The sequence below is a fragment of the Paracoccus sp. PAR01 genome, assembly GCF_014851995.1.
GTDB classification, from domain to species: Bacteria; Pseudomonadota; Alphaproteobacteria; order Rhodobacterales; family Rhodobacteraceae; genus Paracoccus; species Paracoccus litorisediminis.
Genome location: NZ_JACVAW010000001.1, coordinates 545233 through 567239, shown reverse-complemented (window position 1 = coordinate 567239; position 22007 = coordinate 545233). Strand labels below are relative to the sequence as shown.

General features: G+C 66.1%; 27 protein-coding genes. 19 read left to right on the top strand and 8 right to left on the bottom strand.

From position 1 onward, the window contains the following. Positions 1 to 835: 835 nt before the first annotated feature. Positions 836 to 1741 (bottom strand): RNA polymerase sigma factor RpoH, encoded by a 906-nt coding sequence (gene rpoH / locus IB235_RS02910; protein ID WP_155038106.1) that lies wholly within the window; start codon positions 1739 to 1741, stop codon positions 836 to 838. Positions 1742 to 1787: 46 nt separating this feature from the next. Beyond that, on the bottom strand, positions 1788 to 2846 hold the full coding sequence (locus tag IB235_RS02905; protein WP_192335435.1) for an RluA family pseudouridine synthase: 1059 nt from the start codon (positions 2844 to 2846) through the stop codon (positions 1788 to 1790). On the opposite strand from IB235_RS02905, the gene IB235_RS02900 reads away from it, so the two are divergent. After that, positions 2845 to 3165 (top strand): DUF6476 family protein, encoded by a 321-nt coding sequence (locus IB235_RS02900; RefSeq protein WP_225612025.1) that lies wholly within the window; start codon positions 2845 to 2847, stop codon positions 3163 to 3165. The genes IB235_RS02905 and IB235_RS02900 overlap by 2 nt on opposite strands. On the opposite strand, the gene IB235_RS02895 is transcribed toward IB235_RS02900, so the two are convergent. Beyond that, a complete protein-coding gene (locus tag IB235_RS02895; RefSeq protein ID WP_155038104.1) occupies positions 3135 to 3407 on the bottom strand; it encodes an accessory factor UbiK family protein in 273 nt (90 codons plus the stop codon). The genes IB235_RS02900 and IB235_RS02895 overlap by 31 nt on opposite strands. A 122-nt stretch (positions 3408 to 3529) precedes the next feature. Here IB235_RS02895 and lgt point away from each other — a divergent pair, with 122 nt between their 5' ends. The 5 genes from lgt to IB235_RS02870 all read left to right on the top strand — a co-directional run bounded on the left by lgt (position 3530) and on the right by IB235_RS02870 (position 8056). Further along, complete coding sequence (gene lgt, locus IB235_RS02890; protein ID WP_155038103.1) at positions 3530 to 4417, top strand: prolipoprotein diacylglyceryl transferase; 888 nt, start codon at positions 3530 to 3532, stop codon at positions 4415 to 4417. Next, positions 4414 to 5472, top strand: a complete 1059-nt coding sequence (locus tag IB235_RS02885) for a class I SAM-dependent methyltransferase (RefSeq protein ID WP_192335433.1) — start codon at positions 4414 to 4416, stop codon at positions 5470 to 5472. Before lgt ends, IB235_RS02885 begins: the two co-directional genes overlap by 4 nt. Continuing rightward, entirely contained in the window at positions 5456 to 6220 is a 765-nt protein-coding gene (pgeF, locus tag IB235_RS02880; protein ID WP_192335431.1) for a peptidoglycan editing factor PgeF, read from the top strand. Before IB235_RS02885 ends, pgeF begins: the two co-directional genes overlap by 17 nt. Before the next feature lie 112 nt (positions 6221 to 6332). Continuing rightward, entirely contained in the window at positions 6333 to 7091 is a 759-nt protein-coding gene (locus IB235_RS02875; protein WP_192335429.1) for a hypothetical protein, read from the top strand. After that, a complete protein-coding gene (locus tag IB235_RS02870) occupies positions 7088 to 8056 on the top strand; it encodes a hypothetical protein (protein WP_192335427.1) in 969 nt (322 codons plus the stop codon). The genes IB235_RS02875 and IB235_RS02870 overlap by 4 nt, the downstream gene beginning before the upstream one ends. On the opposite strand, the gene IB235_RS02865 is transcribed toward IB235_RS02870, so the two are convergent. Next, a complete protein-coding gene (locus IB235_RS02865) occupies positions 8053 to 8550 on the bottom strand; it encodes an Lrp/AsnC family transcriptional regulator (protein ID WP_155038098.1) in 498 nt (165 codons plus the stop codon). The two genes, IB235_RS02870 and IB235_RS02865, sit on opposite strands and share 4 nt — an antisense overlap. 165 nt (positions 8551 to 8715) lie before the next feature. Between IB235_RS02865 and trxB the strand changes: the two genes are divergently transcribed. The 4 genes from trxB (at position 8716) to IB235_RS02845 (ending at position 13214) form a co-directional block, all read left to right on the top strand. Then, positions 8716 to 9729 (top strand): thioredoxin-disulfide reductase, encoded by a 1014-nt coding sequence (gene trxB / locus IB235_RS02860; protein ID WP_155038097.1) that lies wholly within the window; start codon positions 8716 to 8718, stop codon positions 9727 to 9729. Positions 9730 to 9854: 125 nt separating this feature from the next. Beyond that, positions 9855 to 11564, top strand: a complete 1710-nt coding sequence (locus IB235_RS02855) for a bifunctional sulfate adenylyltransferase/adenylylsulfate kinase (RefSeq protein ID WP_192335911.1) — start codon at positions 9855 to 9857, stop codon at positions 11562 to 11564. A gap of 64 nt (positions 11565 to 11628) precedes the next feature. Further along, positions 11629 to 12408, top strand: coding sequence for a hypothetical protein (locus IB235_RS02850; RefSeq protein WP_192335425.1), 780 nt, complete (start codon positions 11629 to 11631; stop codon positions 12406 to 12408). Continuing rightward, positions 12405 to 13214: a glycosyltransferase family 2 protein gene (locus tag IB235_RS02845; protein ID WP_192335423.1), complete on the top strand. Its 810-nt coding sequence runs from the start codon at positions 12405 to 12407 to the stop codon at positions 13212 to 13214. The genes IB235_RS02850 and IB235_RS02845 overlap by 4 nt, the downstream gene beginning before the upstream one ends. Before the next feature lie 2 nt (positions 13215 to 13216). Here the strand turns inward: IB235_RS02845 and IB235_RS02840 are convergent, their stop codons facing one another. Continuing rightward, a complete protein-coding gene (locus IB235_RS02840) occupies positions 13217 to 13423 on the bottom strand; it encodes a molybdopterin-binding protein (protein WP_155038094.1) in 207 nt (68 codons plus the stop codon). Positions 13424 to 13579: 156 nt separating this feature from the next. Here IB235_RS02840 and IB235_RS02835 point away from each other — a divergent pair, with 156 nt between their 5' ends. Continuing rightward, entirely contained in the window at positions 13580 to 14062 is a 483-nt protein-coding gene (locus IB235_RS02835; protein WP_192335421.1) for a hypothetical protein, read from the top strand. Between the two features lie 57 nt (positions 14063 to 14119). Here IB235_RS02835 and IB235_RS02830 read toward each other — a convergent pair whose 3' ends face one another. Next, positions 14120 to 14347 (bottom strand): DUF1150 family protein, encoded by a 228-nt coding sequence (locus tag IB235_RS02830; protein WP_192335419.1) that lies wholly within the window; start codon positions 14345 to 14347, stop codon positions 14120 to 14122. Positions 14348 to 14360: 13 nt separating this feature from the next. After that, the gene (locus IB235_RS02825; protein WP_155038091.1) at positions 14361 to 14771 is read right to left on the bottom strand and encodes an Hsp20 family protein; all 411 of its coding nucleotides are present in this window, start codon (positions 14769 to 14771) and stop codon (positions 14361 to 14363) included. A 168-nt stretch (positions 14772 to 14939) separates the two neighbouring features. Between IB235_RS02825 and IB235_RS02820 the strand changes: the two genes are divergently transcribed. The 8 genes from IB235_RS02820 (at position 14940) to IB235_RS02785 (ending at position 20875) form a co-directional block, all read left to right on the top strand. Beyond that, positions 14940 to 15158: a YdcH family protein gene (locus tag IB235_RS02820; protein WP_155038090.1), complete on the top strand. Its 219-nt coding sequence runs from the start codon at positions 14940 to 14942 to the stop codon at positions 15156 to 15158. 73 nt (positions 15159 to 15231) lie between these two features. Further along, a complete protein-coding gene (gene purE, locus IB235_RS02815; RefSeq protein ID WP_155038089.1) occupies positions 15232 to 15717 on the top strand; it encodes a 5-(carboxyamino)imidazole ribonucleotide mutase in 486 nt (161 codons plus the stop codon). Further along, positions 15710 to 16753, top strand: a complete 1044-nt coding sequence (locus tag IB235_RS02810) for a 5-(carboxyamino)imidazole ribonucleotide synthase (RefSeq protein WP_192335416.1) — start codon at positions 15710 to 15712, stop codon at positions 16751 to 16753. Before purE ends, IB235_RS02810 begins: the two co-directional genes overlap by 8 nt. 242 nt (positions 16754 to 16995) lie before the next feature. Next, positions 16996 to 17496 (top strand): YbjN domain-containing protein, encoded by a 501-nt coding sequence (locus tag IB235_RS02805; RefSeq protein WP_155038087.1) that lies wholly within the window; start codon positions 16996 to 16998, stop codon positions 17494 to 17496. Positions 17497 to 17542: 46 nt separating this feature from the next. Beyond that, positions 17543 to 18349 carry a pyrroline-5-carboxylate reductase gene (proC, locus tag IB235_RS02800; protein WP_192335414.1) on the top strand — a complete coding sequence of 269 codons (807 nt, stop codon included), beginning with the start codon at positions 17543 to 17545 and terminating at the stop codon, positions 18347 to 18349. Further along, positions 18346 to 18699: a tRNA-binding protein gene (locus IB235_RS02795; protein WP_155038085.1), complete on the top strand. Its 354-nt coding sequence runs from the start codon at positions 18346 to 18348 to the stop codon at positions 18697 to 18699. The genes proC and IB235_RS02795 overlap by 4 nt, the downstream gene beginning before the upstream one ends. Then, positions 18699 to 19649 (top strand): D-glycerate dehydrogenase, encoded by a 951-nt coding sequence (locus IB235_RS02790; RefSeq protein WP_192335412.1) that lies wholly within the window; start codon positions 18699 to 18701, stop codon positions 19647 to 19649. Before IB235_RS02795 ends, IB235_RS02790 begins: the two co-directional genes overlap by 1 nt. A gap of 20 nt (positions 19650 to 19669) precedes the next feature. Then, positions 19670 to 20875: a glycerate kinase gene (locus IB235_RS02785; RefSeq protein ID WP_370576815.1), complete on the top strand. Its 1206-nt coding sequence runs from the start codon at positions 19670 to 19672 to the stop codon at positions 20873 to 20875. A 3-nt stretch (positions 20876 to 20878) separates the two neighbouring features. On the opposite strand, the gene IB235_RS02780 is transcribed toward IB235_RS02785, so the two are convergent. Next, the gene (locus IB235_RS02780) at positions 20879 to 21991 is read right to left on the bottom strand and encodes an alkylphosphonate utilization protein (protein ID WP_192335408.1); all 1113 of its coding nucleotides are present in this window, start codon (positions 21989 to 21991) and stop codon (positions 20879 to 20881) included. Positions 21992 to 22007 lie beyond the last annotated feature (16 nt).

Below are 22007 nucleotides of genomic sequence, written 5' to 3'. Positions count from 1 at the left end.
AGGCAAGCCGTTGCGGCGGTCAACATGGGCTATCGGGGGCAGGCTTGCGATCCGCATCAAAGCCACGCGGCGATTGCGTGTCTGATGCCCCGGCAGGGTGCGGGTGCGATCGGGTTCTGATGGGCGAGAGGCTTTGGCGATGCCTGAAAGCACCGGGCGGGAGAGGGTAGCAGTGCTGCCTCTGACACGAAGGGTTTGTCCGCACCACACGTTGATCAGATCGGGTGAACCGGTCGGATGTGGCTTGCGGAAATCCCCGCCAGTTCGATTGCTTAACGCGGGAAGGTGTCGGGGCGAGGTACGAGAAATGACGGCCCTTCCTCTGACCCGAATGACACGGCCAATCTTACGGATCGATTGCTGGCTGGATCGAGATAAAGGCCGCGATTCCCTATCCGCCGCGACCCACCGATTCGGCAACGATGCCAGCCCTGGGTGTTCCGAACTGTATTCGGCCACCAACGGTTTACCGTTCGGGAGCGTCAAGCGGCGCGAAGGGCCACGCTCTACCGCTCCGATGCAACGACGCCCCACGTCATTCGATGATTCTGAACGAAACTCGAGGGGGTGGATCGAAACAAAGCCAGATGCCAGTTCCCGGCTGTTCGCGGCATCACAGGGTCTGCGATCCGCGATTTGGCGTGGGGCGGGGTGTCCCCCTATGGCCAGCGCAGGTTCGTCGAACCGCCCAACCCTCATGAAATGTCCTGCTGACGGGGATGCGTTACCGGTCTTGCGGATAATATCGCGGCACGGGTGACGGCCCCGCCCGGTTCGGGCAGGGCAGGGCTTGGACAGCGCGGCAGGGCAGGGCAACTCCTGAGTCTCGATGGGATCAGGCGTTCCCCGGTACTGGGATGCCGCGTTCGCGGGCCAGATCGCGGATGCGGTTCTGCAGCTTCTCGAAGGCGCGGACCTCGATCTGGCGGATGCGCTCACGCGAGACGTCGTAGCGGGTCGACAGGTCCTCGAGCGTCATCGGGTTGTCGCGCAGACGGCGCTCCATCAGGATGTCTTTCTCGCGGTCGTTCAGCACATCCATGGCCGAGATCAGCAGCTCGCGCCGCGCCGAAAGCTCATCGGCTTCGGCAAAGGCCTCGGCCTGATTGGCCGTGTCGTCCTCGAGCCAGTCCTGCCATTGCGCGGTGGATTCGCCATCGCCCGCCCCGACCGTCGCATTCAGCGAGGCATCGCCCCCCGACAACCGGCGGTTCATGTCGATGACTTCCTGTTCCGACACGTTCAGGTCGGTCGCGATCTTGGTGACGTTTTCCGGGCGCAGGTCGCCTTCCTCCAGCGCACCCAGTTTGGACTTGGCCTTGCGCAGGTTGAAGAACAGTTTTTTCTGGGCGCTGGTCGTGCCCATTTTGACCAGCGACCAGGACCGCAGGATATATTCCTGGATCGAGGCGCGGATCCACCACATCGCATAGGTGGCAAGGCGGAAGCCCTTTTCCGGGTCGAAACGCTTGACCGCCTGCATCAGGCCCACATTGGCCTCGGAAATCACTTCGGCTTGCGGCAGGCCATAGCCGCGATAGCCCATGGCGATCTTGGCGGCCAGACGCAGGTGGCTGGTCACCAGCCGTTTCGCGGCCTGAGGGTCCTCATGATCCACCCAGGCCTTGGCCAGCATGTATTCCTCCTCCGGCTCCAGCAGGGGAAACTTGCGGATTTCCTGCAGGTAGCGGTTCAGGCCCTGTTCGGGGCTGGGAGCTGGAAGGTTCTCGTAATTGGCCATTTGAAATTCCCTTGTCCCGCACGCGGGCGGGTCTGTGTGAACGCTATCATGACGCGCCGGGTTCCCTCGGGGAAGAGCCTTGCGCAGTCCCGTTTCGCAGCATGTCCAGCAGCGCGGCCATGTCTGGCGGCAATGGGCTGGAGAAGGCCAGCGTCTCGCCGGTGACCGGGTGGACGAAGCCCAGTTCGGCGGCATGCAGGGCCTGGCGCGGGAAGGCGGCCAATGCCGCCACCGCATCCGCCCCCAGCGCCTTGGTCGAGGGCTTGCGCGCCCCACCATAGACCGGGTCCCCGACCAGCCCCAGCCCGGCATGGGCCATATGCACGCGGATTTGATGGGTGCGGCCGGTCTCAAGCCGACACTCGACCAGCATGACCGAGGGGGGCGTGCCAAAGGCTTCCAGCAGCCGCGCCCGCGTCACCGCATGGCGGCCACGGTCGAAACTGACGGCCTGACGCTGGCGGTCGCTGGGATGGCGGCCCAGCATGGTGGTGATGCGCAGCACGCCTCCGGGCTCAAAGACCAGCCCCTTCAACCCGCGCAGCCGGGCGTCGGCCGGGTCGATCATGCCATGCGCGATGGCAAGGTAACGGCGATGCGCCGAGTGATCGGCGAATTGCGCGGCCAGCCCCTGATGCGCGCGGTCGGTCTTGGCCACGACCAGCAGACCCGAGGTCTCCTTGTCGATGCGATGGACGATGCCGGGACGCGCCGCGCCGCCGATGCCCGACAGGCTGTCGGCGCAATGCGCCAGCAGCGCGTTGACTAGCGTGCCATTCGGTGCGCCGGGAGCGGGGTGGACGACCATGCCGGCGGGCTTGTCGACCACGATCAGGTCGTCATCCTCATAGGCGATGGTCAGGGGAATCGCCTCGGGCTGGGCTTCCAGCGGTTCGGGCTCGCCGACGGTGACGCGGTATTCGCCCGGCTCGGATTTGGCCTTGCCGTCGGTGACGGGGCCCAGCGGGCCGTTGACCGCGCCTTCGGCAATCAGTTTCGACAGACGAGAGCGCGACAACGCGGCCTCCTCTGGCGCGAGGCTGGCAAGGGCTTTATCTAGCCGGTCGGAAAGTCCCTCGGGGACGTGGATGAGGATATCGGGCATGGCACGGGATGATAGGGCGGAACCGGGGGCCGAGGAAATGCTGCCGATGCTGCGCTGGCTGCGAATCCTTGTGACCTCATTGGCCGCAGTGATGGGAATCGGGGTTCTGGCGATCGTGGGTCTGCTGTGGCTGCGCCTGTCCGAGGCACCGCTGCCTGAACTGCCAGACCAGATCGCATTGCCCGAGGGGGCGAAACCCGCCGCCGTCACCTTTGCCCGCGACTGGATCGTGGTGGTGACGGAAGCGGGAGAGGTCCTGCTTTACGACAAGCAGGGCCAGCTGAAGGATCAGGCGTCGGCGCCCGTGGCCGCACCCTGAACGCCCTTGCCCTCCAGCGCGTCCAGACGGGCTTGCAGGGCGGCATTCTCGGCGCGGGCCTTGATCGCCATTTCGCGCACGGCCTCGAATTCCTCGCGGGTGACGAAATCGCGATCGGCCAGCCAGCGGTCGATCCAGCTGTTGAAGGCGGTCTGGGCCTCGTCCTTGGCACCGTGGGCCACGCCCATGGCATTGGTCATCAATTTCGAGAGATCGTCAAAGAAACGGTTATTGGCGGTCATGGCGGGCCTTTCGTAATCCGGTTGCGCCCTATATGGCCCCGGCAGGGCCGCGGTTCAATCGGGCGGCGCATGTTGACACCCCCACCCGCGCGGCTAGCCTGCGCCCGGATGCCGAGGAGCCCATGATCCCCTTTCCCGACATTACGCCCGAGATTTTTACCATCCACCTGTTCGGCATGGCCTTTTCGCTGCGCTGGTACGCACTGGCCTATCTGGTCGGGCTGATCCTTGGCTGGCGCATCCTGGTCTGGCTGATGCGGCGTCCCGCGCTATGGGGCGACCGTGCGCCAATGCGTCCCGAACAGGCCGAGGAATTGCTGACCTGGGTGGTGCTGGGCGTCGTCCTTGGCGGGCGGCTGGGATTCATCCTGTTCTATGAGCCGGGCTATTACCTGTCCAATCCGGGCCAGATCCTGCAACTGTGGAATGGCGGCATGTCCTTCCATGGCGGCTTTCTGGGCGTGGTGCTGGCCGCCTGGCTTTATTGCCGCAAGCACGCCATTGTCCCGCTGCGGCTGGCCGATGCGCTGGCGCTGGCCACCCCGATCGGTCTGGGGCTGGGGCGGATCGCGAATTTCATCAATGCCGAGCTATGGGGCCGTCCGACCGATTTGCCCTGGGGCGTGATCTTTCCGGGCGAAGCCGCGCAGGCCTGCTTCGGTGTGACCGGGCTATGCGCCCGCCATCCCAGCCAGCTTTATGAGGCGGCACTTGAGGGCGTGGTGCTGGCGCTGGTCCTGTTCGCGCTGGTCCGTCGCGGTGCGCTGCGGCGTCCGGGGCTGGTGCTGGGCGTCTTTGTGATGGGCTACGGGCTGTCGCGCTTTGTGGTCGAGTTCTTCCGTCAGGCCGATGCACAGTTCATCACGCCCGACAATCCGCTGGGCCATGTCATCGGCGGGCCGGTCTGGGGTCTGAGCATGGGACAGGTGTTGTCGCTGCCGATGATCCTGATCGGCTTGGCGTTCTTCCTGCGCGCGCGGATGCGACCGGCGGTCGCACAAGTCGCATGACGCCGCTGGGCCGCCTGATCGCGGCGCAGATCCGGCTGTCGGGGCCGATGCCTCTGGATGAATACATGCAGCTTTGCCTGCTGCATCCTGAACATGGCTATTACGCGACCCGCGATCCCTTTGGCGCGCAGGGCGACTTCACCACCGCGCCCGAAATCAGCCAGATGTTCGGAGAGATGATCGGGTTGGCCTTGGCGCAGGCCTGGCTGGATCAGGGCGGCCCCACGCCCTTTACGTTGGCCGAGATCGGGCCGGGCCGGGGCACGCTGATGGCCGATATCCTGCGCACCATCCGTGTTGTGCCGGGTATGCTGGATGCGGCGCAGGTTACGCTGATCGAGGCATCCGCCCATCTGCGTCGGGTCCAGCGCGATAAGCTGGGCGACATCGCCCATCTGGACAGCGCCGCGCAACTGCCGCGGCAGCCGCTGTTTCTGGTCGCGAACGAGTTCTTCGACGCCTTGCCGATCAACCAGTTCCAGCGCGTGGCGGATGGCTGGGCCAAGCGGATGGTGACGATGGACGAACAGGGACGGCTGGCCTTGGCACTGGGTCCGGCGGTGCCGGGACCGGATGCACCCTTGGGCCAGATCCGCGAGAGTTGCCCGGCGGCCATTCCGGCGGCGCAGGAAGTGGCGCGGCGGATTGCCGAGCATGGCGGCTGCGCGATCATGATCGACTACGGGAACTGGGCCGGGCATGGCGACACTTTTCAGGCCTTGCGTGCCCATAAGCCCGAGGATCCCTTGGAAAATCCGGGCGAGGCCGACCTGACCGCCCATGTCGATTTCCAACCTTTGGCGATGGCCGCGACTGCGGCGGGGGCGCAGGCCTCGCGCATGGTCACGCAGGGCGAATGGCTGGCGCGGCTGGGGATTGCCGCCCGCGCCGAGCGGCTGGCGCAAGCGGGGGATGCCGGCGCAGGGGCCGCGCTTCATCGCTTGACCGCGCCCGAGGAAATGGGTCACCTGTTCAAAGTTCTGGCGTTCTGGGCGTCCCGCGCCCCGGTGCCGCCCGGTTTCGAACCCTTGGAGCCTTATGCACACGACGCTTGAGATCCTGACTCATCCGCTGCTCGAACCCGTGCGGCATGGCTTTTTCACCCGCAAAGGCGGCGCGTCCTCGGGGCTGTTCTCGGGGCTGAACTGCGGCTACGGCTCCAGCGATCAGGGCGAAATCGTCACGATCAACCGCGGTCGCGTCGCCGAGGCGATGGGCGTGCCCCTGAACCGGCTGACCACGGTGCATCAGGTCCATTCGCCGGATGTGGCTGTGCTGCGCAGTGGCGATCAACCGGCTGATTTTACCAAGATCCGTGCGGATGGGATCGTCACCGATCAGCCGGGCACGGCCTTGGCGGTACTGACCGCCGATTGCCAGCCGATCCTGCTGGCGGATGCGCAGGCCGGCGTCATCGGCGCGGTTCATGCCGGATGGCGCGGCGCGCTTTCGGGCGTGATCGAGGCGACGGTGGGCGCGATGGCCGATCTGGGCGCGACCCGCATCCGCGCCGTCATCGGCCCCTGCATCAGTCAGGCCAATTACGAGGTCGGGCAGGAATTCATGGATGAGGTTCTGGCCGAAGACCATGATCATCATCGTTTCTTCGTCGAGGGGCCGAATGGCCGCCCGATGTTCGACCTGCCGGGATTCGGGCTGATGCGGCTGCGCGAGGCCGGGGTCGAGGCCGAATGGACCCGCCATTGCACCTATGCCGATCCGGGGCGCTTCTATTCCTATCGGCGCAGCACCCATCAGCATGAGGCCGATTACGGGCGGCTGATCTCGGTCATTGCGCTGTGACGCAATGGCGGCCTGCGCTGGTCGCGCATCGCGGCCAGTATCGGTTTGATTTTGCTGACATTTGCCCTGTGACATGCATGCGCAGGGCGTACGCGGCCTGTACGCGGGGCGTATGACGCGGATGGCGCTGTGGCTGGTCCGGGCGCTGCTGGTCATGGCCGTGCCACTGGCGCTGTGGCGGCTGGCCTATCCTTTGACGGACTGGGCCGCGCTGGCGCTGGTCCCCTTGGGCGCGGCGATCTGGCTGGGGTTTTATCGCCCGCTTTTGGGGCGCAGACGGGCCGAACTTGCAGTGGCGATCCGGCCGGAATCGCGGCTGGGTTTCTGGCTGACCGGACGGCTGGGGGCTGCGCTTGGCGCAACGGCCGGGGTGGTGATCGGACTGCCGGTGTTGGCCTGGGCGGGTTTGCGCAGCCAAGGCCTGGTGCTGGGGTTGCTGCTGGCGCTATGCGTGTTGTCCGGGCTGCTGGCGATCATGGCCGAGCGGGGACTGCGCCGGTCACTGACCGCGCCTTATGCGCGGGTGATGGGTCAGCGCATCGGCAGCGGCGCGGCGGCGATAATCGGGCTGATTCCTCTGGTCTGGCTGAACTGGGCGGTGATCCCGGTTCCGCATGGCATTACCGGCATGGGCCTGCCCGAGGCGGTCTCTGCCGCCATCGCGCAATTGCCGGCGCGGGGCACATGGCTGGATGAGGCGCTGGGCGGTTTCGCCGCGCTGGATACGGCGAAACTATGGCTGGCGGCGCAGTATCGCGGCGCGGCATGGGTCGGGCTGGTCTTCAGCCTTGATGCGGCGCTGGTCGCCTTTGTCACGGCGCGGTCCTTCGTCGCGGTGCTGGACTTCACCCGGCAGGATGGCGCGACATGAAGCGGGGCGGGCTGTTCATCCGCAGCTTCTGGGTGGCGATTTTGCTGATGGCGGCGCTGGTCATCGGGCTGTCGGTGATGGCCATGATGCGCGACCATCCGATTGTTGCCCGCATCCTGCCTCCGCCCGCGCCGGTGACGCATGAGATCCCGGAAACCCGGCTGGGTCAGATGATCCACGCCGCCGGAGAGGCCGCCTATGCCGCGCAGGCCTCGCGGCTGGACGGGCTGCTGGAGGCTGCCTTTGCGCCGGTCTATGCGGGCATCCCGGCCTATGCCGATTTCCATTACAGCGTGCTGGGCGAATACAGCGAACTGGGCGCCGCAGCCCTTGGCCAGATGAGCGAGGGGATGGAGACGCGGCTGTTTCCCCAGCTTGGCGCCGGGCTGGAGCATGTCGCCGCCGATCTGGATCAGGGCTTTGTCGCGACCTTCCGCGACCATCTGGAGGGGCAGATCAGCGACGAACTGGCCGCATCAGGCGCGAAGGTCGCCTTGGGCGAGATGACGCAGCATATCCAGCAGGATGCGGTGTCCCGCATCGCGGTGACCGCCCCCGTCGCGGTGGCGATCACCCTGACGGCGCAGCCTGCGGTCAAGGCGGCTGCCGCGCTGATGGCCAAGAAGATGGCCACGAAAATTGCCGGTAAGGCCGCCGCCAAGGGCGCGGTCAAGGCGACGGGCGTGGGCGGCGGCGCGGCCAGTGGTGCCGCGATCTGTTCGCCCGGCGGGCCGATTGCCAGCGTGCTGTGCGGTGCGGGGGCGGCGGCGGTGATCTGGTTCGGAACCGATGCGGCCATCGTCAATATCGACGAGTATTTCAACCGCGATGAATTCGAGGCCGACCTGCGCAAGATGATCGACGAGAACCGGGCCGAGGTGAAACAGGGCCTGCTGGCGGCGCTGAATGCGCGCCGCGAAGCGACCGAGGATTTCACATTCCGCGAGGCGGCAGGCGCGGATTAGCCCGCGGCGGCACGCAGTTCGACGATCTCGAAGGGGACGCCGGGTTCGTCCTTGGCGCAGCGGATCACAAGGCTGGTTTTGACCGAGGCGACATTGGGGGCCGAGGTCAGGCTTTCGGTCAGGAAGCGCTGGAAGGTCGGCAGATCCGGCGAGACGCATTTCAGGATGAAGTCGATCTCGCCGTTCAGCATGTGGCATTCGCGGACCAGCGGCAATTCGCGGGCCAGCGCCTCAAAGGCGGCAAGGTCGCGCTCGGACTGGCTGACAAGGCGGACCAGCGCAAAGACATGCACGTCGAAGCCCAGTTCCGACGGGTTGATGTCGGCGTGATAGCCACGGATGAAGCCGGCTTCCTCAAGCGCGCGGACCCGGCGCAGGCAGGGCGGCGCAGAGATGCCGACGCGCCGGGCCAGTTCCACATTGGTCATGCGGCCATCGGCTTGAAGCTCGGCAAGGATTTTCCGGTCGATCTCGTCCAGTCGGGCGGCGCTCATTCTTTTCCTCTTGGGCCTTTCATCGCCCGAAAATCTTGCCGGAAGCTATCTTGCCGGGCTGGGCTGCGCAATATTCTTTCCGCCCGCGGGCGGGCCCCTGCGGCGGATTGCATCGCGCGGCGGGGGTGACTACCTAGGGCGGGAAAAGCGAAAGGTCCAGTTGCCATGTCCCATGACGCCGCAGTTTCTGCCCCCGAAACCCTGCCCAAGCACACCCGTATCCTGATCGTCGGCTCGGGCCCTGCCGGGTATACCGCCGCCGTCTATGCCTCGCGCGCGATGCTCAATCCGGTGCTGATCCAGGGCATGCAGCCGGGCGGCCAGCTGACCATCACCACCGAAGTCGAGAACTGGCCGGGCGCGACCGAGATTCAGGGCCCCGAGCTGATGCTGAACATGGAAGCCCATGCCCGCGCCATGGGGGCGGCGATCTTCATCGACACCGTGACCAAGCTGGACCTGCAGGTGCGGCCTTTCGTCGCCCATCTGGATTCGGGGGCGCAGATCACCGCCGATGCCGTGATTCTGGCGACCGGCGCACAGGCCCGCTGGCTGGGGCTGGAATCGGAAGAGAAGTTCAAGGGCTTTGGCGTTTCCGCCTGCGCGACATGTGACGGGTTCTTTTATCGCAACCGCGAGGTCGTGGTGTTGGGTGGCGGCAATACCGCCGTCGAGGAGGCCCTGTTCCTGACCAATTTCGCCAGCAAGGTGACCTTGGTCCACCGCCGCGACAGCCTGCGCGCCGAAAAGATCCTGCAGGACCGCCTGTTCAAGCATCCCAAGGTCGAAGTGCTGTGGGATCACGAACTGGCCGAGGTGCAGGGCACCGAAGCGCCGCTGGGCGTGACCGGCGTGCGCGTCCGCAACGTCAAGACCGGGGCCGAGCAGGTCATCGGCGCGGATGGCGTCTTTGTGGCGATCGGGCATGCCCCGGCCTCGGAACTGGTCAAGGACCAGCTGGAATTGCATCACGGCGGCTATGTGAAGGTCGAGCCGGGCACCACCCGCACCTCGATCCCCGGCGTCTTTGCGGCGGGCGACCTGACCGACCATGTCTACCGTCAGGCGGTGACCAGCGCGGGCATGGGCTGCATGGCGGCACTGGATGCCGAGAAATATCTGGCCGAGCATCACATGGCCGGCGCGCCGAACCCGGACGTGGCCGAAATCCCGGCCTGACCTGATGAGGGGCTGTCCGCAGGGGCAGCCCTTTTTCGCAAGCTGGCGCGATTTCCGACCTTCCGGCGATTGCGGGACGGCGGCGGATGGCCAAGATTGCCCCGGTGACCCAGCCGAGAGTGCCGATGACCCAGCCCAACCACGCCCCGATCCGCGAGCTTTACGTCAGCCCGGAAGCCGCCGAGACGCTGAAATCCGATGCCGGGCGCATGCCCTCATGGGATCTGACGCCCCGGCAGGCCTGCGATCTGGAGCTGCTGATGAACGGCGGCTTCTTTCCGCTGCGGGGCTTCATGACGCAGGCCGATTACGACGGCGTGCTGGACGATATGCGGCTGTCGGCGGGCTATCTGTGGCCGATGCCGATCACGCTGGATGTCAGCCACGACTTTGCCGATGGTGTCGAGCCGGGGCAGGATATCGCGCTGCGCGATGCCGAGGGTGTCGTCCTTGCCATCATGTCGGTCACCGACAAGTTCAGCCCCGACAAATCGCGCGAGGCGGTGCAGGTCTATGGCGCGGATGATCAGGCGCATCCTTCGGTCCATTACCTGCATCATGTCGCGGGGCCGGTCTATCTGGGCGGCCCGATCAAGGGCATCCAGCCGCCGATGCATTACGATTTCCGTGGCAGGCGCGATTCCCCCAATGAATTGCGGGCGCATTTCCGCAAGATGGGCTGGCGGCGCATCGTCGCCTTTCAGACCCGCAACCCGCTGCACCGCGCCCATCAGGAACTGACCTTCCGCGCCGCGCGAGAGGCGCAGGCGAACCTGCTGATCCATCCGGTGGTCGGCATGACCAAGCCCGGCGATGTCGACCATTTCACCCGCGTCCGCTGCTATGAGGCGGTGCTGGACAAATACCCCCATGCCACCACGCATCTGAGCCTGCTGAACCTTGCCATGCGCATGGCCGGCCCGCGCGAGGCGGTCTGGCACGGCATCATCCGGCGCAATCACGGGCTGACGCACATGATCGTCGGACGCGACCATGCCGGGCCGGGCAAGAACAGCAAGGGGCAGGATTTCTATGGCCCCTATGCGGCGCAGGAATTGTTCCGCCAGCATCAGGATGAGATCGGCGTCGAGATGGTCGATTTCCAGCACATGGTCTATGTGCAGGAACGCGCCCAGTATCATCCCGAATCCGAGGTCTCGGCGGCTGAGACGGTGTTGACCATTTCCGGCACCGAGTTGCGCCGCCGCCTGCGCGAGGGGTTGGACATTCCCGAATGGTTCAGCTTTCCCGAGGTGGTCGAACAGCTGCGCCGCACCTCTCCGGCCCGCTCGCGGCAGGGCTTTACGGTGTTCTTCACCGGGCTGTCGGGGTCGGGAAAGTCGACCATCGCCAATGCGCTGCTGGTCAAGCTGATGGAACTGGGCGGGCGGCCGGTCACGCTGCTGGACGGTGATGTGGTGCGCAAGCACCTGTCGAGCGAGCTGGGCTTTTCCAAGGAACATCGCGACATCAACATCAAGCGCATCGGCTATGTCGCGTCCGAGATCACCAAGAATGGTGGCATCGCCATCTGCGCCCCGATCGCGCCCTATGCCGCCACCCGCCGCGCCGTGCGCGACATGATCGAGGATCACGGAGCCTTTATCGAGGTGCATGTGGCGACCTCGGTCGAGGAATGCGAAAGGCGGGACCGCAAGGGGCTGTATGCCTTGGCGCGGGCGGGCAAGATCGCGGAATTCACCGGGATCTCGGACCCTTACGAAGTGCCCGAAGCCCCGGAATTGCGCATCCAGACCGAAGGCTATGATGTCGATTACGCCGCCCAGCAGGTGCTGCTGAAGCTGGAACAGATGGGGCTGATCGGGGCTGATTAGGGTGCCGACGTTGACCGGGGCACGGGCTTCGCCTATCGCGGGGGAAAGAGCCAAAGGTGTGCAGATGACCGAACCCGTCCTGATCCTGACCATGAAATGGGGCACGATCTATGGCGCCGAGGATGTGAACCGCCTGTACCGGCAGGTGAAGCGTCATCTGGCCCGACCGCATCGCTTCATCTGCTTCACCGACGACGCCAAAGGCATCGATCCGGGGGTCGAGGCGCTGGCCTTGCCCGAACTGGGCCTGCCGCCGGGGCATGGCGATACCCGCTGGAGGAAGCTCGCGCTGTTCCGCCATGATCTGGGCGGCTTCACCGGGATGACGGCGCTGTTTCTGGATCTGGATCTGGTGGTTGTCGATGACCTGCAGCCCTTCTTCGACCTGCCGGGCGAGTTTTTCATCATCCGCGACGACGACCTGTTCCGCTCGAAGCCGCTGCGCAAGATCAACCCCGAACGCGACCGCTTCCTGAACTCGGTCGGCAATTCCTCGGTCTTCCGCTACGAAGTCGGGGCGCATCGCTATATTCTGGATACCTATCTGGACGATCCCAAGGCCGCGACCAGCAATTATGAGATCAGCCAACAGTTCCAATCCGCGCAACTGGCCGAGCAGGAGAACCTGCATTACTGGCCCCGCGGCTGGTGCGTCAGCTTCAAGAACGATTGCGTGCCGTGGAACGTGCTAAGCTATTTCAGCGATCCGACCCTGCCCGAAGGGGCCAAGATCGTGCTGTTCGCGGGCGCGCCCAAGATGGAGGACGTCTTTGCCGGGCGCGGCCATAAATGGTACCGCCGCATCGGCAAGATCGACTGGCTGCGCAAGGCCTGGCAGGGATGATCGCCGACGCGTTCCGGCGCTGGAAGCAATCCCGCCGCATTCGTGCCGCCGAGGCCGAGATCGCCGCCCGCCAGATCACGCCACGCCCGCATGGGCTGGGGGCGGAGCTGGTGGTCAGCCTGACCAGCTATCATGCGCGTTTCGCCAGCCTGCATCTGGTGCTGCAATCGCTGATGCGCCAGACGGTGCGCCCCGACCGGGTGATCCTGTGGCTTGATGAGGGCGATCAGCACCGCCTGACCCCGGAAATCCGTGCCTCGGGCGTCGAATGGCAGATTTGCCCGAACTGGCGCAGCTACAAGAAGATCGTGCCTGCGCTGCTGGAGGCACCGGGGGCCTATATCGTCACCGCCGATGACGATGTCTATTATCCCGCCGACTGGCTGGAAAAGCTGGTCGCTCATGCGGATGCGGGCGTCGTCTGCCATCGCGCGCATCGGGTGATGCTGGGGTCGGACGGCATGCCGCGCAGCTATGGCGACTGGCAAAGGAATATCGCCGCACCGGATGCATCCGCGCTGATCTTTCCGACCGGTGTTGGGGGCGTGCTCTATGCGCCGGGTGTGTTCCACCCAGATGTGACGAATGCGGCGCTGTTTCAGCAGCTCGCGCCCTCGGCCGATGATGTCTGGCTGTATTTCATGCACCGTCTGGCGGGATCGCAGCCCGCCAAGATCGGCGGGCGCTTCCGCATCACCGAATGGCCGGGCACGCAGGCGCAGAACCTGCGTGGCGGCAATCTGGTGGGCGATGGCAATGACCGGGCCGTGCAGGCGATGGTCGCCCGCTACGGTTTTCCCGGCTAGGTTTACTTCACCCCGATCATCACGTCCGAGGCCTTGATCACCGCCGAGGCCTTGCCGCCAACCTCCAGCCCCAGTTCGGCGGCGGATTCGTTGGTGATCGAGGCGGTGACGGTCTTGCCGCCGATATCCAGCTTGATGTGGCTGGTGACGGCGCCCTTGGTGATCTCGACGATGGTGCCGTCAAGGATATTGCGCGCGCTGATTTTCATGGGGTCCTCCGGGTACAACTTTGCGCAGTCTGGACGGGCGAATTGGTCGAAGCAAACGGATTTCCTCTGTTTTGTTCACGCAATTGTCAACGTCACGGGAACCGCTTTCCCCTGCTGTCGTTGTCACGCAGCAACGTCATCGTCTGGGGGATGAAAATGCCGACCAAGATCTTCGATGGAATTGTTTCTTGCCGCAGAATTTCGGCGCTGGGCGGGATTGTCGCCATCGCGCTGCTGGCGGGCTGCGCCTCGACCGAGGAAAAGACCGTCGCAAATCCTGACCACCTGACCGTGAACATCGCCGATGGCAACCTGACCGGCGTCTACAACCCGGCCAGCTTCAACGCCGAGACCGTCAAGCAGTCGCTGGGCCTGAATTGCAACGGGGGCAAGGTCGCGACCTATAGCGAGGCACCGGGAGATGACGGGCTTATGGCCTTTACCGCGACCTGCGACGGCGGGACCAAGCAGGCGACCGGGACCGTCACCTATCAGCGCAAGGCGACCACGCCTGCGACGCCGACCGAGGCGGCCTCGGCCGAAGTCGCTGCGGCTGCGGCGGCGACGGATCGGGCCGGGACCACGCCGATGACGCTGCTGGAAATGCGCCGCCCGGAAGGCGGTCGCTCGCTGCCGTAAAGCGAAACGCGCCGCCCTTCGGTCGGAAGGACGGCGCGCTATTGCTGGGGCGGGGGGTCAGTGGACGCTGACCGGCTCCAACTCATTCTGGCGGGCCAGCATGAAGGCCATGCTGCGGTCCTTGACCAGTGCCAGACGTTCCCCGTCGACGCCATGGACAGCGTAAAGCGCCTCGGCGCCCTCAACCTGTTCGCGCACCTCGTCGGGCAGGGAGGCCAGCTCGACACGGCGGATATAGACGGTGTTGCCCGAACTATCCGGGCCGAAATCGAATTTTTCGTTCATTGGCGATCCCCTTTCATTTGCGGCTGATCGGAATGCTTTGCACGATGCTGTCGGGAACCGAGCGGCGCAGGTCGATGTTCAGAAGGCCGTTTTCCAGACCCGCAGACATCACCTCGACCCCGTCGGCCAGCACGAAGCTGCGCTGGAAGGCACGGGCGGCGATGCCGCGATGCAGGAAGACGCGGCCCTCGTCGGGTTCGGCCTGTCGTCCGCGAATCACCAGCTGGCGATCTTCAAGCGTGATGGCCAGATCGTCGTCCGAAAACCCAGCCACGGCCAGAGTGATACGAAAGCCGTTCGGGCCCTGATGTTCGATATTATAGGGCGGATAGCCTTCGGCACCCTTGGCGGCACGCTCGGCCAGACGTTCAAGCTGATCGAATCCCAGCAGGAACGGATGAGCGGCCAGACTGATCTTGGTCATGTTCCCAAGCCCTTTGCATCAAAGCGACTGTCGGCCGGACCCCAGGATGGCGATCCGGCAAGCCTCAATATGTGGGTCGGGTTGCGGCTGTGCAAGGGCGGCCCGCTTGCCCATTAACACTGCGGTTGCGCTGGGTTATAACGGGCGCAGTCCAGCCCGAGGCCCGAAATGAACGCCCAGCACGAGATGTCCCACGAAGAAATCGCCCGCACGCGGCTGGCCGTGCTGAAGCGCGAGCATAGGGACCTGGACGAGGCGATTGCGGCGCTGTCGGATCAGGTGCTGACCCATTCGCTGACGCTCCAGCGGCTGAAAAAGCAGAAGCTGTCGCTGAAGGATCGGATCGCCCGGCTGGAAGATGAGCTGCTGCCCGACATCATCGCCTGACATCATCGTCTGATTGCATCCGGGCCGCGCCCGCATTAGGGCGTGGGAAACGCGCGCGAAAGGGGGCAAGCCTATGGAAAAACCCGTCGGAATCATCATGGGCAGCCAGTCCGACTGGCCCACCATGCGCGAGGCCGCGACCATTCTGGATGAGCTGGGGATTGGCTACGAGACCAAGATCGTCAGCGCCCACCGCACGCCGGACCGGCTGTGGGATTATGGCAAGACCGCCGTGTCGCGGGGCCTTCAGGTCATCATCGCGGGGGCGGGGGGCGCGGCCCATCTGCCCGGCATGATGGCGTCAAAGACCCGCGTGCCGGTGATCGGCGTGCCGGTCCAGACCAAGGCGCTGTCGGGCGTCGATTCGCTGTATTCGATCCTGCAGATGCCCAAGGGCTATCCGGTCGCCACCATGGCCATCGGCGCTGCCGGTGCCGCCAATGCCGGGCTGATGGCCGCGGGCATTCTGGCCATCAACGATCCCGAACTGGCCGCGCGTCTGGATGCGTGGCGCGAGGCGCTGTCGGCCTCGATCCCCGAGGAGCCGAAGGATGACTGAGCTGAAACCGGGTTCCACCATCGGCATTCTTGGCGGTGGGCAGTTGGGCCGGATGCTGTCCGTGGCCGCCAGCCGTCTGGGCTATCGCTGCCATGTCTATGAGCCGGGTGCCGCACCTGCCGCCGATGTCGCCCATGCCGTGACCAATGCCCCTTACGAGGATGAGGCCGCCCTGCGCGCCTTTGCCGAGTCGGTCGATGTCATCACGTATGAGTTTGAAAACGTGCCGACGGCGGCCTTGGACCTGCTGGAATCGATCCGTCCGATCCGTCCGAACCGCCGGACGCTGGCCGTGTCGCAGGACCGGCTGACGGAAAAGGATTTCCTGTCGGGAATCGGGCTGCGCACCGCGCCCTATCGCAATGTGGAAACCGAAGCCGACCTGCCCGCCGCGCTGCAGGATCTGGGCGTGCCCGCGATCCTGAAGACCCGGCGCATGGGCTATGACGGCAAGGGCCAGATCCGCTTCAAGGATCAGGACCAGCGGGAATGGACCGGCGCGCCTTCGGTTCTGGAAGGCTTTGTCGAGTTTTCCGCCGAGGTCAGCGTCATCGTCGCACGCGGCGCGGATGGTCAGGTCTCGGCCTTTGACCCCGGCCTGAACGTCCATCGCGAAGGCATCCTGCGCACCACGACCGTACCTTGCGGTCTGTCGCAATCGCTGCTGACCGATGCGGTGCTGATCGCCGCCCGCATCGTCAATGCGCTGGATTATATCGGCGTCATGGGGGTCGAGCTGTTCGTCACGCGCGAGGGGTTGATCGTCAACGAAATCGCGCCTCGGGTCCATAATTCGGGCCATTGGACGCAGGCGGGCTGCGCCGTCGACCAGTTCGAGCAGCATATCCGCGCCGTGGTCGGCCTGCCGCTGGGCGACGGTCAGCGCTATGCCGATGTCGAGATGGAGAACCTGATCGGCGACGACATGGACCGTCTGCCCGCGCTGCTGTCGCAGGCCCGCACGCAGGTGCATCTGTACGGCAAGGGTGAGGCCCGGCCCGGTCGCAAGATGGGCCATGTGAACCGCATCCTGTAACCGGGGGCGGGCATCTGGATTTTCTGGACGGCGCGGGGGAAACCTCGCGCCGTTTTTGCATCTGCACGGTGATTTTGCGCGACGATGCAGATGCAGCAAAACCGGGGCGGTAACCGAATTTTCGCTTTACACCCTCGTGGATTGGCAACACGATATCTGGTAGGCAGACCTTAGGGAAACGCCGGGTGTAGTTGCGGTCTCCAAAGGCTGGGGATTGGCCACTCTGGAAAGGCAGGGGGAAGATGGCGCAGGTAGACTTCATCCATAGTGACGAGATCCACCCGATCGACATCGTCGAATGTGTCGCCGCCCATCACGAATGGGATTTCGACCGGCTCGCCGAAGATCAGATCGCGATGTCCGTCGAGGGGTTGTGGCGCAATTATTCGGTGACGCTGGCTTGGTCGCCCCGCGAAGAAGTGCTGCGCCTGATCTGCACCTTCGACATGGACCCTCCGGTGGACAAGCTGCCCTCGCTTTATGAGGTGCTGAACCTGACCAATGATCAGGTCTGGGATGGCGGCTTCACCTTCTGGGGGCCGCAGAAGCTGATGGTCTGGCGCTACGGTCTGGTGCTGTCGGGTGATGCCATCGCGGCGCCTGAGCAGATCGACCAGATGATCCGCAACGCCATCGAATCCTGCGAGCGTTTCTATCCCTGCTTCCAGCTGGCCTGCTGGGGCGATGCCACGCCCGAAGCGGCTCTGGACATCGCCATGTCCGAGGCCTACGGACGGGCCTGAGAGCCGCCCCTGAAACCGGTTCGGGCGGCGAAGCAGGGGGAATGCAATGGATATCTCGGCGTTGAACGCCCGCGGGCTGGTGCTGATCGGTTGTGGCCGCATGGGCGGTGCGCTTCTGGACGGTTGGCTGAAGAACGGGCTGCTGGCCAGCGCAGTGCATGTGGTCGATCCCAATCCGCGTGCGGAACTGTCGGATCTGGGTATTTCAGTAAACGGTGAATTGCCGAAGTCGCCGGCGGTGCTGGTCATTGCCGTGAAGCCTCAGATGATGGCGGGCGTGCTGCCGCAACTGGCGGGTTTCGGGGCGGATACGCTGGTGCTGTCGGTGGCCGCGGGCGTGACCATTGCCGCCTATGAGGCCGCCTTCCCGCAATCGCCGATCGTGCGGTCCATGCCCAATACGCCCGCCGCGATCGCGCAGGGGATTTCCGCGATCATCGGCAATTCCCGCGCAGGTGAGGCCGAGATGGGTCTGGCCGAGGCGCTGCTGTCTGCCGTCGGTCGCGTCGTGCGGCTGGACTCCGAGGATCAGATGGATGCGGTGACGGCGCTGTCCGGCTCGGGCCCGGCCTATGTGTTCCACATGATCGAGGCGATGACGGCGGCGGGCGTGGCCGAAGGGCTGGCGCCGGAACTGTCGCTGGCCTTGGCGCGGGCGACTGTCGCCGGGGCCGGGGCCTTGGCCGTGTACGAGGATGCCGATCCGGCCGTATTGCGCGAAAACGTCACCTCTCCCGGCGGGACGACGGCGGCGGGCCTGCGCGAGTTGATGGACGGGGAAACCGGGCTGCCGCCCTTGATGCGGCGCACCATCGCGGCGGCTGCGGCGCGGGGACGGGAGTTGGGCAAATGAGCAAGGCAGCAAGCACCGAGATTGCATGGGATGATTTCGCCGCCGTGGACATCCGCACCGGGCGGATCATCCGCGCCGAGCCTTTCCCCGAGGCGAAGAAGCCCGCGATCAAGCTGTGGCTGGATTTCGGCCCCGAGATCGGCGAGCGCAAATCCTCGGCCCAGATCACCCGGCATTACGACCCCGAGACTCTGATCGGCAAGCAGGTGCTGGCGGTGGTGAATTTCCCGCCGCGCCAGATCGGGCCGTTCCGGTCCGAAGTGCTGGTGCTGGGCCTGCCCGACGAGACCGGCGAGGTCGTCCTGATCACGCCGGACAAGCCGGTGCCGATCGGGGGAAGGATGTATTGATGCGGCTTCTGGTGACGCGCCGCATGACCGATGCGGCGGAACGTGCGCTAAGCGAGCGTTTCGAGGTGGTGTTCCTTGACCGCGAGCAGGGGCTGACCCCGGATGAGGCCGGGCAAGCCATGCGCGATTTCGATGCGGTGATGCCCACCCTGGGCGACCGCTTTGCGGCCTCGGCCTTTGGTGCGGGCCTGCGCTGCAAGCTGATCGCGAATTTCGGCGCGGGCTACAATCATATCGACGTGGCCGCGGCGGCGGATGCCGGGATCGCGGTGTCGAACACCCCCGATGCGGTGACCGAGGCCACGGCAGATATTGCCCTGACCCTGATCCTGATGACCGCGCGGCGCGCGGGCGAGGGGGAACGTCTGCTGCGCCGGGGCGAATGGCGCGGCTGGCAGCCGACGCAATTGCTGGGCCGCCACGTGACCGGCGCGACGGTCGGCATCATCGGCATGGGCCGGATCGGCAAGGCCATCGCCCGGCGCTGCCATTTCGGCTTTGGCATGGAGGTGCTGTTCCACAACCGCTCGCTGGTCTCGGCGCTGGATTTTCCGGCCCGGCAGGTCGAGGGGCTGGACGAGCTGCTGCGCGGCAGCGATTTCGTGGTGATCGCCGTGCCGGGCGGGGCGGGCACCCGCCACCTGATCGGGGCGCGGGAACTGGCGCTGATGGGGCCGGGCGCGACCCTGATCAATATCGCGCGCGGCGATGTCGTCGATGAGGCGGCACTGGTTGCTGCGCTTCAGCGCGGCAGCATCGCGGGCGCGGGTCTGGACGTCTATGAGCGCGAACCGCAGGTCTCGCCTGAGCTTTGCGCGATGGAGAACGTGACCCTGCTGCCGCATCTGGGCACTGCCGCCGAGGAAGTGCGCACCGCCATGGCCATGCGGGCGCTGAACAATCTGGTCGCCCATGCCGAGGGGCGGCCCTTGCCCGACCGGGTCGGCTGATGCGACCCGCTGAGCGGGCCATGGCACTGATCCAAGCGGGGATCAACGCCGCCGATCCTGCCGAGGCCGTGCGCCGCGGCATGGCCGAGGTGCTGGCCGATCCGCCGGAGCAGGGCGGGCGCTGGCAGATCATCGCCTTGGGTAAGGCGGCGCGTGCGATGGCCAAGGCGGCCTTGCAGGCGCTGCCGGGGGGCGATGCGCTGGTCGTCACCAATGCGGGCAATGACGCCGCCCTGCCGGGCGCGCGGGTCATGCGGGCAGGCCATCCCCAGCCCGATGCCCAAGGCGCTGCCGCCGCCGATGAGGTCGAGCGGCTGTTGCAGTCAATGGGTCCGAATGAGCGGGTGCTGGCCCTGATCTCGGGTGGCGGCTCGGCCATGCTGCCCGCGCCCGCTGAGGGGATGACCTTGGCCGACAAGCAGGCGGTCAATGCGCTGCTGCTGGCCTCGGGCGCGGATATTGCGCAGGTGAACCTGATCCGTCAGGGCCTGTCACGGCTAAAGGGCGGCGGCTGGCTGCGGCTGTCGGCGGCACCAGTGGTGGCGCTGATCCTGTCGGATGTGCCGGGGGATGACCTGCGGGTGATCGCCTCGGGTCCGACGGTCGCGCCGGTCGGCACGCGGGCCGATGCGGTGGCCCTGGCCAAGCGGCTGGGCATCTGGGACCGGATGCCGGAGGCTGCGCGGGTGGCCCTGTCGCGCCCGGACGATCCGCGCCCGTTGCTGCAGGCGCGCAATATCCTCGTCGGGTCAAATGCGATTTCCGTGGCGGCGATGGTGACGGCGGGGGCCGATGCGGCAGCGCTTCCGCTGGAGGGCGACGTGCAGGATTGCGCGCAAGCCATCTGGGCACTGGCCCGCGACCTTGCCCCCGGTCAGGCGCTGGCATTCGGTGGTGAAACCACGGTGCGGCTGGTCGGTGATGGCATGGGCGGGCGCAATCAGGAACTGGCCCTGCGCCTTGCCCTGCTGGCCGAGGGCGATCCCGTGCCCTTCGACTGGGCCTTTGCCTCGGTCGGCAGCGACGGGCGCGACGGGCCGGGTGAGGCAGCGGGCGGGCTGGTCGGACCGGATACGGTGGCGAAGGTCCGCACGGCGGGTGTCGATCCGGTTGCGGCGCTTTCCCGCAACGATTCGACCCCCGCATTGCTGGCGGGTGATGCGCTGGTGGTCACCGGGGCGACCGGCACCAATGTCGCCGATCTGGCGGTGCTGGTCCGGGCCTAGCGCCTATTCGGCGGCGATGGCCGGGCCTTCGCTGCCCGGCACGATCCCGGCATCGGCAAAGCGTTGCCTCGCCTCGCCCGAGAGATAGGCAAGGCGACCGGCGCAGATCGTCGCCTCGACCCGGCATGACCGGCGCGAGACCACGGCGACATCCGCGCGGCAGCCGTGATCCAACCGCCCACGGTCGGCCAGCCGCATGATCTCGGCGGGGCGCGAGGAGAGCATGGCCCAGATGCGCGGCAACTCGGCCAGATCCGGCCCGGCCAGCGACAGGGCCAGCGGCACCAGCCGGTCCGGTGCGCCGTCCGAGACGATCACATCGCCCAAGCCCCCGCGCAGCAGGTCGCGCAATCGATCCTCATCGGCGGCGGAAAGCAGCACCGGATCGCCCATGGCGCGGGCGGCGGCGGCGGCGGAATGGGCGGCGGGGCAGGCGGCCAGCCCAGCCCCGATCATGGAATGGGTCTCTCGCATGGCGCCGCCGGTATCGCCGACGCTGCCATAGCGCAGGGCCATGTCGTCAAAGGCTTCTGCCAACCGGCACAGGTGGCGCGGCACCTCGCGCCGCCGCCCGGCGGCATCGTCCAGCATCCGCGACAGATCGGCATGGTCCATGCCCAGCCGCAGCGCCTCATGCGCATAGGTCGGGGCGTCGTGCTGGCGCAGGTCCTGCAATCGGGCAAAGCTGCTTTCGAACCAGGCCAGCTCCACCTTCAGGGTCCGGCACAGCTCGATCAGTTCCGCGGTGCTGTCGGTGCGGTGGCTTTCGATGCTGATCGCCGGATGCAGGTCGGGCAGTCCCGGCCCGATGGCGTCGCGCAGTGTCGCCTGATCCCGCCACGGCGCGTCATGCCCGGCCTGCCAGGACCAGCCGGGGGTCAGCCATGCGGTGGTGATGCCCGCGCTGACGGCGCGGCGGGCGGTCTCGGCCCGGACGGGCTGCGGTCGCAGAAGCAGGTCGATGATCCCCGGCAGGATCAGGTAGCCATCCAGATCGACCGCCGGCAACGGACCCTTGCTGATCCTGCCCCGCGCGATCGCGACCGAGCGCTGCCGCAACTCGCCATCGCGCAGGATGGTCGCACCGACAAGGCGTAGAGAAGGCAGAAGCGGCATGGCATGTCCCGGCCAG